General features: G+C 59.5%; 16 protein-coding genes. 13 read left to right on the forward strand and 3 right to left on the reverse strand.

Going from position 1 to position 17470, the window contains the following annotated elements:
* The first annotated feature begins 176 nt into the window (after positions 1-176).
* The 10 genes from ENE74_RS08955 (at position 177) to ENE74_RS09000 (ending at position 12327) form a co-directional block, all read left to right on the forward strand.
* Entirely contained in the window at positions 177-2897 is a 2721-nt protein-coding gene (locus ENE74_RS08955; RefSeq protein WP_127690492.1) for a TonB-dependent receptor plug domain-containing protein, read from the forward strand.
* 75 nt (positions 2898-2972) lie between these two features.
* Positions 2973-4544 (forward strand): sodium:solute symporter, encoded by a 1572-nt coding sequence (locus ENE74_RS08960; protein WP_127690493.1) that lies wholly within the window; start codon positions 2973-2975, stop codon positions 4542-4544.
* Positions 4531-5418, forward strand: a complete 888-nt coding sequence (locus ENE74_RS08965) for an N-acetylmuramic acid 6-phosphate etherase (RefSeq protein WP_127690494.1) — start codon at positions 4531-4533, stop codon at positions 5416-5418. The genes ENE74_RS08960 and ENE74_RS08965 overlap by 14 nt, the downstream gene beginning before the upstream one ends.
* On the forward strand, positions 5415-6161 hold the full coding sequence (locus tag ENE74_RS08970; protein ID WP_241241902.1) for a GntR family transcriptional regulator: 747 nt from the start codon (positions 5415-5417) through the stop codon (positions 6159-6161). Before ENE74_RS08965 ends, ENE74_RS08970 begins: the two co-directional genes overlap by 4 nt.
* Positions 6162-6173: 12 nt before the next feature.
* Positions 6174-7262: an acyltransferase family protein gene (locus ENE74_RS08975; protein ID WP_127690495.1), complete on the forward strand. Its 1089-nt coding sequence runs from the start codon at positions 6174-6176 to the stop codon at positions 7260-7262.
* 87 nt (positions 7263-7349) lie between these two features.
* Positions 7350-8387, forward strand: coding sequence for an SIS domain-containing protein (locus ENE74_RS08980; protein ID WP_206517674.1), 1038 nt, complete (start codon positions 7350-7352; stop codon positions 8385-8387).
* Positions 8384-9520 carry an N-acetylglucosamine-6-phosphate deacetylase gene (nagA, locus tag ENE74_RS08985; protein ID WP_127690496.1) on the forward strand — a complete coding sequence of 379 codons (1137 nt, stop codon included), beginning with the start codon at positions 8384-8386 and terminating at the stop codon, positions 9518-9520. Before ENE74_RS08980 ends, nagA begins: the two co-directional genes overlap by 4 nt.
* Complete coding sequence (locus tag ENE74_RS08990) at positions 9496-10581, forward strand: beta-N-acetylglucosaminidase domain-containing protein (RefSeq protein WP_241241903.1); 1086 nt, start codon at positions 9496-9498, stop codon at positions 10579-10581. The genes nagA and ENE74_RS08990 overlap by 25 nt, the downstream gene beginning before the upstream one ends.
* A 40-nt stretch (positions 10582-10621) precedes the next feature.
* Positions 10622-11479: a glucosamine kinase nucleotide-binding domain-containing protein gene (locus ENE74_RS08995; protein WP_206517675.1), complete on the forward strand. Its 858-nt coding sequence runs from the start codon at positions 10622-10624 to the stop codon at positions 11477-11479.
* Positions 11476-12327, forward strand: coding sequence for a protein phosphatase 2C domain-containing protein (locus ENE74_RS09000; RefSeq protein WP_164847422.1), 852 nt, complete (start codon positions 11476-11478; stop codon positions 12325-12327). Before ENE74_RS08995 ends, ENE74_RS09000 begins: the two co-directional genes overlap by 4 nt.
* On the opposite strand, the gene ENE74_RS09005 is transcribed toward ENE74_RS09000, so the two are convergent.
* Positions 12317-13468 (reverse strand): anhydro-N-acetylmuramic acid kinase, encoded by a 1152-nt coding sequence (locus tag ENE74_RS09005; RefSeq protein WP_127690499.1) that lies wholly within the window; start codon positions 13466-13468, stop codon positions 12317-12319. The two genes, ENE74_RS09000 and ENE74_RS09005, sit on opposite strands and share 11 nt — an antisense overlap.
* Positions 13469-13674: 206 nt before the next feature.
* Entirely contained in the window at positions 13675-14577 is a 903-nt protein-coding gene (locus ENE74_RS09010; RefSeq protein ID WP_127690500.1) for a hydrogen peroxide-inducible genes activator, read from the reverse strand.
* A 49-nt stretch (positions 14578-14626) separates the two neighbouring features.
* On the opposite strand from ENE74_RS09010, the gene ENE74_RS18395 reads away from it, so the two are divergent.
* Entirely contained in the window at positions 14627-15052 is a 426-nt protein-coding gene (locus ENE74_RS18395; protein WP_206517676.1) for an HP1242/YdcH family protein, read from the forward strand.
* Between the two features lie 474 nt (positions 15053-15526).
* Here ENE74_RS18395 and ENE74_RS09020 read toward each other — a convergent pair whose 3' ends face one another.
* The gene (locus tag ENE74_RS09020; RefSeq protein ID WP_127690501.1) at positions 15527-16231 is read right to left on the reverse strand and encodes an FCD domain-containing protein; all 705 of its coding nucleotides are present in this window, start codon (positions 16229-16231) and stop codon (positions 15527-15529) included.
* A 95-nt stretch (positions 16232-16326) separates the two neighbouring features.
* Here ENE74_RS09020 and ENE74_RS09025 point away from each other — a divergent pair, with 95 nt between their 5' ends.
* Together ENE74_RS09025 and ENE74_RS09030 are read left to right on the forward strand one after the other, a co-directional pair.
* On the forward strand, positions 16327-16875 hold the full coding sequence (locus tag ENE74_RS09025) for a VOC family protein (protein WP_127690502.1): 549 nt from the start codon (positions 16327-16329) through the stop codon (positions 16873-16875).
* On the forward strand, positions 16872-17450 hold the full coding sequence (locus ENE74_RS09030) for an amino acid synthesis family protein (RefSeq protein ID WP_127690503.1): 579 nt from the start codon (positions 16872-16874) through the stop codon (positions 17448-17450). The genes ENE74_RS09025 and ENE74_RS09030 overlap by 4 nt, the downstream gene beginning before the upstream one ends.
* The last annotated feature ends 20 nt before the right edge of the window (positions 17451-17470 follow it).

The following is a 17470-nucleotide window of genomic DNA, read 5'->3' on the forward strand; positions in this document are numbered from 1 at the left end:
CTTCATTGCAACCGCGATCATCCCGATCAGGTCAAGTGTGACGGCGGTGGTCAGATCAACCCTGGAAAAAACAGCCGTCGATGACAAAACTGTTGCAGGTATTGAAATTGGTATTAGAGTGGTATTAATCAGTTTTAGAAGATGTATCGCAAATCTGATTGAAAGGGGAGTATTCCATGACGCTCGGGCAGTCAAAATGGCTTGGTTCAGCCGCCTCTATGGTCGCGTTGATGGTCGGTCTGTCGGCCACTTCGGCAATCGCCCAGGATGCGCAAGACGCGCCTGCGGAAGTGGGCGACATTGTCGTCACGGGAACGCGCATCAAGAGCGCAGGTCTGTCGTCGACCAGTCCCGTCAGCGAATTGAGCGGCGAACAGATACAGTTGCAGCGTGCGGTAACGGTCGAGGATTTTTCGGTGAAGATTCCGCAGCTCGCCGGCGGGGTCAATTCGACATCGGTCGGGAGCGACGCCTTCGGTGCGCAGACCCTCGATCTGCGCAGCCTCGGGCAAAACCGCACGCTCGTGCTCATTAATGGCACCCGAGCGGTGCCTTTCAGCTTTCGTAACGCGGTTGACGTGAACGCCATTCCCGCACCGCTTCTGAAGCGAGTTGACGTTCTGACCGGCGGGGCCGCGGCGGTCTATGGCGCTGATGCCGTGGCAGGGGTCGTCAACTTCATCATCAACGACGAGTTCAAAGGCATTCAGGGCGGGGCGAATTACCGCGCCGTAGCGGACGGCGCTTCGCAGTACAGCGTCAACCTGCTGGGCGGTGTCGACCTGGGCGGACGTGGCAATATTGTTGGTTATGTTGAATATACAGATCGCAACGCGCTGCTGGCCGGAGACCGCAGCATATCTCGCCGCGGTGCCGCCATCGAGCCAATCGGTGGCAATTTTACGGACGTAGCCAGCGGCCGGACCTTTTCCTTCGATGCGAACGGCGCGTTCACGCGCACGCCGCAGTCGACCGACTATACGTCACAGTTTCTGCTGGTTCAGCCGCTGAAGCGGTTCAACGCGGATGTTTTCTTTAAGTATGACGTCCTGGACAGCGTGGAAGCCTATGGCCGCGTCATGTATTCCCAGGTCAAGACGCGAGGCGGCACACGTACGGGCCAAAATCCTCCGACGACCGGCGCTGCCGGGATCAACGTGCAAATTGCCGAGAGCAACACGTTTCTGCCCCCGGAAGCACGGCAGCTGCTGACGTTCGTCAACGGCTTTGCCAACGTCAATGTCCGCCGGTCGCTGGGCGAGCTTGGGACCACTTCGGCTGAAAATGATCGCGAAACCTATCAGGCACAGATCGGCCTGCGCGGGCAAATCACGCCTGCGATCGGCTGGGATGCCTATTATCAATATGGCCAGACCACCGAAGACATTACCGTGAGAGGCGATGGCATTAGGGCCAATTTTGCCGGGCTAGTGAATCAGACTGACATTTTCGGTCCCGGCGGCAATTTCACCAGCCTTCTGCAGGATTTCGATTATGGCAGCCGCAAGCGCAAGCAGCAGGTGGCGTCAGCCTATGTATCCGGCGATACGAGCGACTTTTTCGCCGGATGGGCCGGGCCAGTCGGTTTCACGCTTGGTTATGAGTATCGCAAGGAGAACGGCCGCTATTCCTATGGCACAGACCTCTCCAGATCGTTCAACCAGGGCGCGGAATCCGCGCCTCCGATACCACCGTTCATTCAGGTGAACGAACTGTTCGGGGAATTGGTGGTGCCGGTTCTGGCAGACTTGCCGCTTGTACAAAAGCTCACACTGGAAGGCGCCTATCGCCGGTCGTGGTACGAAAAATCGGTAGGCGTGGACCGCCGCTATGATACCGACAAAATCGGTATCAACTGGATCGTCAGTGACGACCTGCGCCTTCGGGCGACCCGTCAGACAGTCATCCGCGACGCGAATATGGGCGAGTTCGCAAACCCCGTATTCTCGATACCCTTCGCCAATCTCGTCACGGTGGCGCGGCTGTTCCCCCGCTATGCGGGCGATCCGTGCGCGCTGGGCACGGGCAATGCCGAACAATGTGCCCGCCAAGGATATAAGGGCAGCTACAATTCGCGCGATCCGCTTAATCTGCAAGGCGGCTATTTCTTCGGTGGCAATGCCAATATCCGCGCTGAACGGGGCAAGACGTTCACCGTGGGCGGGGTGCTGACCCCCCGTTTTCTGCCGGGTTTCAGCCTTTCGGTTGACTACTATGACATCAAGATCCGCGACGCGGTCGGTCAGATTCAGCCTGTCGATGCGATCACGAGCTGCTATATCACCGATCCAAGCGCCAATAACCCCCTGTGTCAGGCAGTTACCCGCAACGCCACTACGGGCTATCTGCAGGATGCCTTTGTGGACGATCGCAATCTGGCTTCGATCAATCAGGCCGGTGTCGATGTGGATATGACCTATGGCATCGCCCTGCCGGACAACCTGCCGGGAAAGAGGCTGACCGTTGGATATCAGGCCAGTTTCGTGACCGAATATACGATCCAGCGAAATGCCGCGCTGGCCCCGATCAACTGCAAGGGCACCTATGGCGCGCGATGCTCCTCCGATCTGGTGACGCTTGTTACCCCGGATTATCGTCATCGGGCGACCCTGACGTGGGATTCCGATCCCCTGACTGTCCAGTTCGGATGGAAGCGCATCGGCAAGGTGCGTGACAGCGCAGCGGGCAGCACCGGCGTGATACCCGCCTATAATTATTATGATCTCAACATCGCCATTCGTCCGCCTATCGAAGGACTGACGATTGCAGTCGGAATCGACAATCTGTTCGACAAGAAGCCTCCGCGGCCCGTAAATTTCGGGGCGTTCAATACCTATCCCGACACTTATGACGTACTGGGACAGACATTCGGCCTTTCATTGACGTTGCGTCGCTGATTGGCCGAAACTGGCTGACGCGCGTTCTGCACGCGCGCGTCAGCCCTTGTCCCTGCACAGTGGAAGCCGATTGAGATGCCATTGCAGTTTACCGCGCTCGATTGGGCTGTACTGGGCGGATATGTGGCGCTGCTCGCTATTGCCGGCTATTTGTCGACGCGCGCCAAGATGGCCACGGCAGACGAATATTTTCTGGCCGGGCATCGCGCGCCGACCTGGCTTGTCGCTATTTCGGTTCTTTCCACGGTCCAGTCCGCCGCGACGTTTCTGGGCGTGCCGGACTACAGCTTTCGCGGCAATTTCAGTTATCTTGCTGTTGTGATTTCGGCATTGCTGGCGGCCGTTTTCGTGTCGAAGATACTCATACCCCGCTTTTACCGAGTAAATGTTTCGACGGTTTACGAATTGTTGGAGGCGCGTTTCGGCGTAGGTGCCCGCCGTGCCGCCGCCGCGATGTATTTAGTCGGTCGTATTCTTGCCAGCGGGGCACGCCTCTACCTCGCTGCAATTGCTGTTTCGATGATCATGTTCCTGGATGTGAATGCAAATCACATCGTCGTGGCTTCCCTGATCCTGCTGGTTTTCGGACTGATTTTCACTTTCATAGGCGGCCTCAGTTCCATCATTTGGAGCGACCTGGTGCAGGTCATCCTTTATATCGGCGCCGCGCTGGTCGTCATCGTTTTCCTGGGCATGAAAATACCGGCATCGGCGTCAGACATCGTGACGGGCCTTATGCAGTCGCCCGGTGGTGTCGACAAATTGCAGATATTCGACACCAGCCTTGATTTTTCCGCACCTTTCTCGTTGGCTGCGGTGCTGACTGGTCTGGTTTTGCTCAACATCGGCAACTCTGGTCTGGATCAGGACACCACGCAGCGATTGCTGGCCTGCGAAGATGCGCGCGAGGGAAGCCGTGCGCTCTATGGCTCGGTGATTGCCTCGTTCCCGGTCATCGCCATTTTCCTCGTCATCGGGGCGCTGCTGCATGTCTTTTACGAGCGTCCCGATTTGATGACCGGCAGCGCACAGGCGTTATCGGGTACGTTCAAGGGTGAAAAAATCACCGTTTTCATGCATTTCATTCTGAGTGAAATTCCGCCGGGAATACGAGGACTTGTGACCGTGGGCGTGATCGCCTCGGCCGCAGTCAATTCAGGTCTCATCTCGATGGCGGCAGTAGCGATCGGCGACTTCTATCGGCCATGGGTAGAGCGCCATGGCAGCAAGCCGGAGAGCCATTACATACTCGCCGGTCGTGTGATGATGGTGGTGCTGGGTATATCGCTCTTCATCATGTCGATACTATGCTATTTCTGGCAACGATCCACGAACATGCCGCTGCTGGAGTTCGTTCTTGGTGTCATGGCCTTTGCCTACGCCGGTCTTTTGGGCGTCTATTTTACCGCCGTATTTTCGCGGCGCGGATCGTCGATGTCCGTTATCGCGGCACTTCTGGCGGGATTTTTTGTGGTACTTGCTTTTCAGCCCTATGTCGTTTCCGCATTGGGGCTGCCGACCCAGTTCGCGATGATTGCATTCCCCTGGCAGCTCATAGTCGGAACCATAGTTGCAACATTCGTGTGCATGATCGGCCGGCAAAGCGAGCAGGCACATTTTGAACAGAGGCCTCATGCAGAAAACTGAATCCGTCAACCCGCGCTATGTCGATATCGACTCATGGCCGATCGAAGAAGCCATTGATGCCATGCTGGAAGGGCAACTGGCTGCCGTCGCGGCAATCAAAGCGCAGGTCGCGGCGCTGGCCAAGGCGGCTAGCGCGGCCGCACAGCATCTGCGCCGGGGTGGTCGCCTGGTGTATGTCGGCGCGGGCACATCGGGCCGCATTGCGGTGCAGGATGGGGTGGAACTTGGGCCGACTTTCGGCTGGTCTCAGGACAGACTGGTCTTTGTTCTGGCTGGCCATCTTGCCGCGCTTTCCGTCAGCGCGGAAGGCGCCGAGGACGATGGCGGCGATGCGCGGGCGCAGCTTGAAGCAGCGCATATCGATGCGAACGATGTCGTGATCGGTGTCGCGGCAAGTGGGCGCACGCCCTTTACAGTCAGTGCTGTTGAATGGGCGAGATCAAAGGGCGCACTAACGATCGGCGTCGCCAACAATATTGATGCACCGCTGTTGAGGGCTGCGGAGTTTGCGCTTCTGGCAGATACCGGCAGCGAATTGATCGCCGGTTCCACCCGGATGAAAGCAGGTACGGCCCAAAAGGTCATCCTCAATCTGTTGTCGACGGCGATCATGCTGCGCCTTGGTCGGGTTTACCGTGGCCTGATGGTTGATATGGTCATATCCAATGAAAAGCTGTTGCATCGTGCGCATGACATGGTGGTGAAGCTGACGCATTGCGATCGGGATACCGCAATCACGGCGGTCCGTGCCGCGAACAACGATATCAAGAAAGCCGTACTGATCGCAAAAGGACTCACCACCGCCCAGGCAACAGACGTACTCGAACGCAACAACCAGCTTTTGCGGGACGCGATTGCGGAGATCGAAGCATGATGAACAGTGCGGTTTCCAGCTTCAGCGGACGAGGGCATGCGCCGATCTACATGCGTCTTGCGGCCGATCTGCGTCAGAAAATCATGACCGGTGAACTTGGTGTAGGCGACGCACTACCGTCCGAGCGCGATCTTTGCGAGATACTCAGTGCTTCAAGGGTTACGGTGCGGCGTGCGATCGAAACGCTGATTGACGAGGGACTGATCGTGCGCAGGCAGGGTTCCGGGACCTTCGTGACGCCGCGCATCGAAGCGCCCGGATCGTATCTCAGCAGCTTCAGCGAGGATGCGCAGGCGCGTGGCGAGAAGATCAGCGCGATCTGGATGATCAAGACGATTGCCAGCGCATCACCGGAAGAAGCCAAGATGCTTGAGTTGTCGGGCGACGCTCGAGTCGCCCGCCTTGGTCGCGTCCGTCTAGCCGATGGCGAACCGCTGGCGATCGAAAATGCGATCGTGCCCGTGCAATTCCTGCCTGATGTCGAGAGCGTCGGCGAATCGCTCTATCAGGCGCTGGATCAGCGTGGTTTTCGCCCCGTCACCGGGACACAGAAAATCCGTGCCTCATTGGCCACCCCCACGGAGGCGGCACTGCTGTCGATGACCGAAAAAGCCGAGATACTGCGCATCGAGCGACTGACCCGCCTCGCCGACGGGCGGCCGGTCGAGTTTACGCGCTCTGCCTATCGCGGGGACCGGTATGACTTCGTAAGTGAATTGCGGGGCGGCTATGCGGTCCTTTAGCATCGTATGTCCGTGACGAACCGAACGGAGCGCGACGGATCGCTCGACGCGTTCCGCGGGCTTACCGTCCTGCTGATGATGCTTGTCAACTTGCAAGGGTCGGATGAAACGGCATTCTGGTTCCTGAAGCATGCCGCCTGGCATGGCCTGACGCTCGCAGATCTCGTGTTTCCCTGGTTTCTGTTGGTGGTCGGAATCGCGATTCCATTGACCGCGGACACGCGACCGCATCCGCCGTTCCGCCATGCGCTGGTGCGCGCGGCAAAGCTGTTCGCGCTGGGCATCATGATCGGATGGCTGCTGCGGCCAACTCTGGACCCAGGCGATGTTCGCTGGGCAGGCGTGCTGCAGCGTATCGCGATAGTCTACATCACGTGCGTCTGGATTGTCCGGCGGTCGGCGGGATACCGGCTCGCCGCGTGCTGCGCAGCCGCCCTGCTAGTGCTGCACAGCGCCCTGTTGCTCGGCGTCGCTGCACCGGGGACCGCGGCACCCAGTCTTCTGCCCGGTCAAGGAATAAGCGGATGGCTAGACCAGCATGTTCTTCCCGGTCGCAGCCATCATGCAGGCTGGGATCCTGAAGGCGTGCTCTCGACGCTGTCGGCGATCGCCACCGGCCTGATGGGTGTCGCCGTGCAGCGTTGGCGACAAGGGCTTCCTTCATCGTCACCCAACACGTTGGCGGGCATCATTGTTGGCGTCGCCCTTGTCATCGCAGGTTTGCTGCTGTCGCCACACATCCCACTCAACAAGTCGCTGTGGACATCGAGCTATGCTCTGGTCGCCGCCGGGCTGGGGATCATCCTATGGATGGTCGTGCGTGAAATCTGGCGACGCTTTGGCCGCAATTTCGTCACTGACATGCTGGAACTGTTGGGAAGAAGCGCGCTGACCGCTTATGTTCTCCACATGGTCTTGATTGCCGCTCTTATCAGGCCTGTCATTCACGGCAAGACCGGTTGGACAATGGGTTATGACTGGTTTGCCGCATCCGGCTTGTCCGGCCCGTGGTCTTCGCTGGCGTTCAGCGTTATCGCGCTTGCGCCTGTCCTTCTTGCCATACCGATGCTCGTATCGCGTGGTTGGACCTTGAAGCTCTGATAACCGCCGGGCGTTTGTCCGGACACAAATCTAAATTGGTATTATATAGGTATTGTATTTGATGACTCGACCGATATAGTCGATCCCATGATCGATACAGAAACTTCACAGATGTTTGCAGAGGCGCAGGATGCGTCTGCGGCCGTCGCGCGACAGGCCTCCAATCTGGCTTCCAGTCTTTCCGCACTTGCCGAACAGTTGCGCACGCTGGCGCCGGGCATCATCTTCACCTGCGCACGGGGCAGTTCCGATCATGCCGCCAGCTATGCCAAATTCCTGTTTGAAACCTGCCTCGGCATTCCAACGGTGTCCCAGGCACCTTCGATAAGCTCGATTTACAAGGCGACCCTGGCGCATGTCGCGCGGGCACCTTTCCTTGTCATTTCGCAATCAGGACGAAGCCCTGATCTTTTGCTGTCGGCAGAAGCGGCTCGTGACGCAGGCGCTCTGGTCATAGCCCTTGTCAACGATGTGCAGTCGCCTCTTGCGCATATCGCCCATGTCGTGATTCCGATAGATGCCGGCCCGGAAAAGAGCGTCGCCGCCACCAAAAGCTATATCTGCACATTGTCGGCCATTGCCCGCCTTGTCGCCGAATGGGCGAATGACCGGACAATGAAACAGGCCGTCGACATGCTGCCAGATAGGCTGGCGCAGGCATGGAATCTTGACTGGAGTGGCGCGATCGCTCCGCTGTCTCGACCCGATGGTCTTTTCGTCCTTGGGCGCGGGCCGACACTCGCCATCGCGCAGGAAGCCGCATTGAAGTTCAAGGAAACCTGCGGCCTGCATGCGGAAGCATTCAGCATCGCCGAAGTGGCGCACGGCCCCATGGCCCTTGTCGGCCCGGATTTTCCCGTTCTGATATTTCCGCCGTCCGACTCCGGCGCAGCGGGTTTGGACGGTCTGATGGCGACGCTTGCGCGGCAGCAGGCACCACTGCTGATCGCGGGGCAGGGGCATGGCGCGGCAGCCAGTCTGCCCGTCATTCCAGACATGCACCCCAATGTCGCGCCGATCGCCTTGATCCAGAGCTGTTATCGCATGGTAAATGCGCTCTCGCTTTCGCGTGGCCTTGATCCCGATCGGCCGCCGCTTTTGAACAAGGTGACGCAAACACGATGACCCGCCGGATATTCACAGGCGCCGCCATCGTGACGGAAGCCGGATCGCGGGAAGGCCATGCGCTCGTCGTGGAGGCTGGACATGTCGCCAGTGTCGTGCCGGATATTGACGTCGATGGAAACGGCGAAGTCGTCTCGCTCGGTGGCGGTACGATCGTCCCGGGTTTCATCGATCTTCAGGTCAACGGCGGGGGAGGCGTCCTGTTCAATGACGAACCGACCGTCGAAGGGATCGCGCAGATTGCAGCGGCTCATCGTCGGTTCGGGACGACGGGATTTCTTCCAACCCTCATCAGTGACGACCGCGGAAAAATTGCAAAGGCAATTGACGCGGTCGAACGGGCGATTGCGATGCGGATACCCGGTGTCCTGGGCATCCATATAGAAGGTCCGTTTCTCAATCCGGCCAAGCGCGGCATTCACGACGCTGACAAGTTCGATGTCATCGATGCTGAGGCGCTTGCTTTGCTGACCGGTCTGAAATCCGGCAAGACGCTTGTCACGCTTGCTCCGGAATTGGCGGCGCCAGGCGTCATACGCGAACTGTCGAAGCATGACATCATCGTAGCGGCCGGGCACAGTATGGCCAGCTATGACGACATGCAGCGCGCCCGGAGCGAGGGCATGAAAGCGGTAACGCATCTTTTCAACGCCATGACTCAGATGGAAAGCCGGGCACCGGGCGTCGTTGGCGCGGGGCTTGAAGGTGCGCTGACCTGCGGCATCATCGTCGACGGGCATCATGTCCATCCGGCTGTATTGCGCATTGCGCTGTCTGCTGTTGGTGCGGAAAAACTGATGCTCGTGACCGACGCCATGCCGACCGTCGGCAGCGCCTCCAAGACATTCTCATTGGCTGGACAAACCATCACGGCGATCGATGGAGCCTGCCGCGCGGCCGACGGTACATTGGCCGGGTCGGATCTCGACATGGCGACAGCATTTCGTAACGCCATCTCGATGATGTCCGCCAGCATCGTTCAGGCTTCGAAAATGGCGAGTACTACGCCCGCGGCTCTGATCGGTCACGGGAAGATCAGGGGCAGGCTGGGGCCCGGCATGCGCGCGGACTTCGTGCATCTGGATGATGCCATGCAGGTTCGCGGTACGTGGATCGCGGGCGCGTCGGCGTGATCCCGGAACTGGGCATCATCGAAGGCTATTTCGGGCGTTGCTGGGATTGGAACGCGCGGGCAACGGTCGTCGAATGTCTGGCCCCGGCGGGATATGGCTTCTTTCATTACGCGCCGAAGATCGACCGCTATCTGAGACGCGATTGGCAAAGACCCTATCCATCGGAAAATCTCGATGCATTGGCTGCATTCGCAGATCGATGCCGTGCTTTGGGCGTCCGTTTCGGCATCGGCCTGACACCCTTTGGCGCGCATCTTTCCTTCGATGCCGACACTCGGCAGGCGCTTCGTGCCAAGCTGGATCAACTCCGCTCTGTTGGCATTGACGATCTTGTGATCATGTTCGATGACATGGACGGCGACGTGCCGGACCTCGCGACGCGCCAGGCCAATATCGTTTCATTCTGCCTCGATCATTCTGCGGCTACGCGATATTTCGTGACACCGACCTACTACTCGGACGATCGGGTGCTGGACCATGTGTTCGGTCAGCGCCCTGTCGATTATCTGGCCGCCCTTGGTCGGAATGTCGATCCTGCGGTTGCCATCTACTGGACCGGCGAGGAAGTGTGCGCCCGACAGCTATCGCCAGGGGCGATGCGGGAAATAGGGGATCTGCTGGGACGAAAGCCTGCTGTCTGGGACAATTATCCGGTCAATGACGGCCCACGCATGTCCGCCCATCTGCACTTGCGGGCCTTTACCGGTCGTCCGGCCAGCCTTGCCGGATATATATCCCATCATGCGATCAATCCCGCATCGCAGCCATTGCTGGGGTGTATCCCCGCACTGACGCTCCCGAAATGCTACACGCTTGGGGAAGACTATCGATACATGACGGCGTTTCGTGACGCGGCAATTGCTGTCGCAGGCCCGGCGCTGGCGGAGATGCTGGAGGCCGATATCGCAATGTTGCAGGACCGCGGCAGGGGGATGCCGAGCGATCAGGTCGCTGTCATCCGTTCGCGCTACGCAGCGATCGATCACCCGGTCGCTGCCGAGGTGGTCGATTGGCTCGACGGAGGATATGCGATCACTGGCGAGATGCTGCGCACGCAATGAACGGCGAAGGCATGATTGCAAGGAATACAGGAGGGCGGTCGTGACATATTATCTGGGCATCGACGCCGGTGGCAGTCATTGCCGCTGCCGCCTCGTGGATTCCGACCGGCAAGTTATAGGGCAGGGTGAAAGCGGACCGGCCAATGCGCGGATAGGCGTAGAGGCTTTGAAAGCAACACTGATGTTTGCGTGTAACCAGGCAATTGCGCAGGCGGGACTCTCGGAAGGCGATGTCGCCCGGATTGACGCCGGTTTCGGCATCGCAGGCATTGGACGTCCCGGCATCAAGGAACAGCTCGCACAACTGGATTTCCCGTTCCGCTCCGTGCGCTATGAAACCGATGCGTTCATCGCCAACCTCGGCGCACATCAGGGTGCGGATGGCGCAATACTGGTCATTGGGACGGGCAGCATCGCACATGTCCGGGTGGATGGCCGCAGCTTCAGTATCGGCGGCTATGGCTTTCCGATATCCGATGAAGGGAGCGGCGCTGCGCTGGGTCTGAGCGCGATGCGCCACGCCCTGCGTGCGCTCGACGGGCGTACCAAACCCACACCCTTGAGCGCAGCGGTAACAGGGCGTTTCGATCATGACACGACGCTGGCGGTTGCCTGGATGGATCAGGCCACGCCGCGTGACTATGCCAGTTTCGCACCCCTTGTGATGGACTATGCAGATGCGGGAGACAGCATTGCGCGTTCCATCGTGGAAGATGCGGCCTTGCATGTGGAACGCTTTATCGAAGCCGTTTTCGAAAGGGGCGCACCGCGGTGCGCACTTGCCGGTGGCCTTTCGCACAGGATGCGACCATGGTTGCGGCAGAAGACTGTCGAACGGCTGGTCGAGCCTTTGGGGGACCCACTCGATGGCGCGCTGTTGCTGGCGGGCAGTCCATGATGTTGCGGGTCATCGTGCAGGAATCGGTTGGTGCGGGTGCCGTCAATGAGGACCGCGCGGGTTCATGCGCACAGGCGGCTTGGGTAATCGACGGCGCATCGGGTGTCATGGCTAGCCAGATCGATGCACTCAGCGATGCTGCGTGGTTTGCGGCGGAAGCAGACCGTGGGTTGCAGCAGGCCTTTCGGATCATGCCGTCTTCATCGACGCGGGATATTTTGCGCTGGGTCATGGCGCGTTGCCGTGAGGCAGCACTGCACCATCTTGGCACCAATTCGGTCTCTGCCAATGACTTGCCGTCGGCCGCCTTTGCCATGGTGCGCGTTTCGCAGGGGCGCGCCGAGTTCACGACATTGGGCGATTGCCGCATTCTGTATCATGCACCTGGCGGCCCCGCCGCCCTGTTCGGAGAGACCGCGCTGTCGGCAATCGAGGCGCGCACCATCGCGCTGGCGAGGGAAATCCTGACAGCGCAGCCTGACATTGCCCCCGCGCTTCTGCGGGAGAAGCTACTGCCGCAGCTTAGGGAAAACCGACGAAGGATGAACCAGCCTGGCGGATACTGGATCATGGGGTGCGACCCCGATGCCGCCGATCACGTCGACAGCATGACCGTTGAAGGTGACCGGCTGGACTGTGCCATTGCCAGCGATGGCTTCCTGCGGCTGATCGATACGTTCGAATGCTGCGATCCGAGCGATCTGATGGACGTTACGACGCCGCAGGCATTTGCTGCGATGATCGCGAGGCTGCGTATGCTGGAGCATAGCCCTGGCTCGATGCTGGACTATCCCCGTGTAAAGGTCAGCGACGATGCCAGCTTCATCAGGCTTACGCTCAGCATGTGAGGGTCTCGCCGTCCGCGGCATGTTGATGCCGTGCAATGACTCCACCGACCATGGGATAGGGAACGCCGGTTGTCTTGGGAAAGCTGATCGGCAGGCCCGCGAGACGCCGCGCCGCAAGATAGGCAAAGCATTCCGCTTCGACGGCATCGCCGCGCCAGCCCACGGCTTCCGCCGACACGATCTCGGCATCTACTCTTTCTGCCAGAGCTGCCATGAGAGAAGGGTTTTTTCGGCCGCCGCCACATACGATCAAGCGGGATGGGCGCAAGGGTAGTCGATGAAGGCCGCGTCCCACGGCTGCTGCCGTAAATGCTGTCAATGTGGCTGCGCCGTCTTCGAGCGAAAGGCCATCGGCCATATCGGCAAGAAAGCCATAGCGATCGAGAGACTTGGGATAGGGCGCAGAAAGATAGGGATGATTCAGAAGGCGTTTAAGGCGGGCTTCATCGACGGTTCCCTGTTGGGCCAAGGTGCCGTCCCGGTCCATCTCTCCGGCGTTGTGACGCCTGATCCAATCGTTGATTGGCGCATTGGCAGGTCCGGTGTCAAAAGCGTGAAGCTCGCCGCTGTTATCACGCCAGGTGATGTTTGCAACACCACCCAGATTGAGAACGGCCGTGTCGCACCCCGCATCTATGCGTCTCAACAGCGCATCATGATAGGATGCGGAGAGTGGCGCGCCTTGCCCCCCTGCGCGCATATCCCCGCGCCTGAAATCGTAAACGACATCGATACCCAGGGCATGCGCCATTTGTGGCCCGTCACCCAATTGCCGCGTATCGCCGTATCGCACTGTGTCCGGTGCGCGATGGAGGACGGTCTGGCCATGAAATCCGATGGCTGCGACGTCTTCTTTCCGCAGTCCGGCGGCAATCATGAAGTCGGCCACAGCTTGCGCCTGCGCGGTGGTCAGGCTGGTCTCCGCACTTGCGAACAGCGCGGGATCGGCGCTGCCGAACTGCCAGGCGAGCGCCGCCTGCACAGCCTGTTCCAGCGTCGCGCATATCTCCCGACCGTAGGGTGCGAGCGTCCAGTTACCGAACTCGATGATATCATGACCATCCGTGCGGATCGCCGCCACGTCGATCATGCCGTCCAGAACGGTGCCCGTCATCAGACCTATAAACCAAGCTGGCTGCATTTGACTTGTCCCGATTGCTGCTCGACCGAACGGCAAGATGACACCCCTAGGATGCACCGCGTCCTAACCTTCATGGAAGACATCGATATAGCAGATAAAATACCAATACAATACCAATTTGTAATGGTATGCGGCCGTCAATGGGCGCAGATCGCAACGCTGAGCCTATCGATCATCGATAGTCACCCAAATCGCAGAGGCATTGGCTATTCGAGAATAGCCCTCGCTGCATTCTGTATCTTTTTTGCTACCGCGCGATAGGCATCCGCATAGGCGGCGTTCCTGCGCCAAGCGGCGGCGATACTGCGCGATGCGGCCCAATCGACAGGATCGATCCGTCTGACCATGGCATCGCCGCCAACTTCCGAGCGGATGTATAGCTCGGGCAGAACCGCTATTCCGATACCACTGCCCACCATTTGACGGATGCTGTCAAGGCTGGTGCCTTCATAGTCCCGCAGGATCACCCCTCCGAGTTCGGCACAGATCGTTTCAACCATATGATGATAGTGATGGCGGGGATCCATGGACAGAAAACATTCCCCGGCGAGATCAGCGCGGGTCACGACCGGATAAGATGCCAAGCGGTGCTGCGGCGAAACGACAATCGCCATCCGCTCGCGGAACAGGGGTTCCAGTTCCAGGCTTTCACCCGCAATGGGCAACGGGCCAAGCAGCATGTCGAGCCGACCAAGGCCAAGATCCAAGGCCTGATTGGCCGGAATGCCTTCGCGGATGTACAGGCGCAGGTCCGGCTGTTCGCGATGCAGCGCCGCGACGATGCCTGGCATAAGATAAGGACCAAGTGTCGGCGTGACCCCGAAACGGACGATGCCTGCAAGGCTGTCCTGAGACCGGCGTGCGATGGCACGGATATCGCGCACTTCGACAATCACTCGGCGCGCGCGCTCGGCAATGTCGCGGCCTACCGGCGTCAATTGCACACCGGCGCCGCCCCGCTCGATCAACTGTGCGCCAATGCGCTGTTCAAGCGTTTTCAACTGATGGCTCAAGGTTGGCTGGGAGACGTGGCAGGCATCGGCTGCCTTGCCGAAATGCCGCAGATCAGCGACCGCGACGAAATATTCGAGCTGACGGACCGTTGGCATGACACGTGCTCCATAGAGAACATCTATCGATAGAGCATCATCCTTTCGATTGGAAGGCAACAGCTGCCGCTGGCATAGCGGTGGCACAACGATAGACGATGACGCAGAATCACAAGGAGAGACCGATGAAAACCACGATCGTTGCGCTGCTGCGATGGATAGAGCGCGGACGGATACGTCGCGCCAAGCCGCAGGTCCGCTTCAGGAATCGCGAACGACAAAGGGTGCAACAGCACGCGCCATCGGGCTGGCCGAACGACATCTTGAGCTGACGGAACCGCCGCAGATTTATGGAGCGATGCCCATGTTCAAAGCCTATCTTGACGCGCTTATCAAGCGTCACCGCGAGCTTGACGACGCCATTGCACGACGCCTGCCAGAAGCACCTGATGTGCGAATGCTCAAGCGCCAGAAGTTACGCCTGAAAGACCACATCACGCATGTTCGCATGCGCTCCGCCCGCCAAGGTGTCTGATCCGATCACGTCGTGGCGATCTCGTGCCGCCTTTGAGCACGAAAACGCCCAGCCCCCGGGGTGTGTCGCGACGTGCCATGGCAGCCGGTGGGCCGCCTGACCCGGCTGGCTGCCATGGGTTACTGGCGACGTGCATTCCGCTCCCTCTCGAATGCACGTCGCCAGACTATTGACCCCCGGCCTCCACCCTTGGGATCGTTATGTCCAAGGGGTGCGCGCTAAGTCCTAGCTTGCCGCAGCTTCTGCTTTCTTCGTCACAACAATGCCCGGGCACGGTCTCGCCGAAGGCAGTGCCCGGCTCGGTAATTGTAGCGCAGTTCGTCACGCCTGCACTCATGTCGGATGGCGCCGCTGCGCCAATCCGCACGGCTTTTTGAGAATGACGACGTGGCAAATAGTGTGTCTCGGCTCTCGTGCGACCGCCAGACCGACCATCTCAACGTCGGGAACCACGCCATCGATGCGGTCCATCGCTCAGAATTCGATGCCTGGCCCTGGATTGGCGCGCAGTGCATGGCGGGTGCCGCGGATATGGTGGGCCAGCAAGTCGCAAGCCTCATCTGTGCGTCGGTCCAAGGCCGCTTCGAGCAGCGCCTGATGTTCGTTTCGCTTGAGCAGGGGACTGTGATCCAACGTCGTTGTAAGGCGCTGGTAACGCTGACACTGGTCGAACAGAAGACGACAGAAGTGCAACGTCCAAGGGGAATCGCATGCACTGAGTAACGCGAAATGGAAGTCGCGATGCCGAGCATCCCAGATATTGTCGAGCAAGCTCCGGTCCTCCTCCGCGCGCTCTTCGATACGCGCGACGAGATGATATGCGGATATCAGCGCGGCCTCCCAATGGTCATCGCCCTGTTCCAGCGAGGAGCGAAGCGCCTTGATTTCAAGATTAAGCCGCAGGCGCTCGATATCTTCAAGATCGCGCATGGAAGCCGGTGCAACAGCAAAGCCGCGGCCGGCGTCACTACGCACCAACCCTTCCGTTTCCAAGCGCGTCAGCGCCTCCCGCAACGCACCCATGCTCGCGCCCGTGCCTGCCCTCAGTCCTTCAAAGCGCAGCCGATCGCCTGGCTTTAGCGTTCCGTTCAATATGTCATTGCGCAAACCCTCGGCGGCATTGGCGGCTGCGCCGTGATCCTCCGGGAGACGGGGCGCGCTGGAGATATAAGCTGTCATTCCCGTTCCGTAGCGGCTTTCGATAGAGTAATAAACGAAATAGATGTTATTTTCGAAAATAGTTGTATTTTCGAATAAAAGTTTGTAGGGGCGTTATGGTCGGTTTCACTCCCAACCTCAGCCACATGGGGATCTATGTTCGCGATCTGGCGGCAATGGAGGCATTCTACACCGGCGTAATGGGACTGACTGTCACGGACCGAGGGCAGGGCATAAAGTTTCCGGTCGATTATGTTTTCATGTCGGCAGATCCGGCGAAGCATCATCAGATTGTGATGTGTTCCGGGCGACCGCCGAATGTCCAATTCAGCACTGTGTTTCAGATGTCCTTTCGGGTGCCCGACGTCACGGCCCTACGAAAAATGTATGATCTGGCCGCACGGCTCGGATTGGCAGACTTGCAACCGATCGACCATGGCAATGCCCTGTCGATCTATTTCCGCGATCCGGAAGGCAACATGATCGAGGTCTATATGGATACCGATCATTATGTGCCGCAGCCGCATTACCACCCGATCGATTTCAGCCTGACCGATCAGGAGATACTGGACCGCGCGAACGCCCATGCGCTGTCCGACGCCGCGCGCGAGCCGCGCGAGACATGGGAGGAGCGCATGGCCGTCATCATGGGAGCGCGGGCATGACCGTCGATATCCGCAAGATCGGCGTCACCCTGGACGAAATTCATCATGACGGTGGGCCACCGCGGACCCCGCCACTGCGGGTCGTGACCGCTTATGCCGTGGTGCGCAATCCCTTCGCCGGGCGGTATGTGGAGGATATCCAATATTGGATGGCCGACCTCAAGCCGCTGGGCCTGGACCTTGCCGACCGGATGATCGCTGCGCTGGGTGACCCGGAGCAGGTGGAAGCCTATGGCAAGGGTGCCATCGTCGGGTCCGACGGTGAATTGGAGCATGGCGCGTTGTGGCACGAGCCGGGCGGCTGGTCGATGCGGGAGCGGCTGGGCGATACCAAGGCGATCGTCTTTTCGGCCAAGACGATCGGGCCGATCGGCACCCGCCTGATGATCCCGCTCGGCCATATCAACGCCGCCTATGTGCGCAGCCATTTTTCCGCCGCCGAGATCGGCGCCTATGACGCGCCGCGCGCCGACGAAATCCTTTTCGGCCTGGCGATGGCGACCGGCGGGCGCGTGAATGCGCGCGCGGGCGGGCTGGGCGTGGACGCGATCAAGGGACAGGACGGGCTGCGCTGAAGCCCCGTTGAACAGGAGCA

The organism is Sphingobium algorifonticola, from assembly GCF_004005485.1.
Taxonomy (GTDB): Bacteria; Pseudomonadota; Alphaproteobacteria; order Sphingomonadales; family Sphingomonadaceae; genus Sphingobium; species Sphingobium algorifonticola.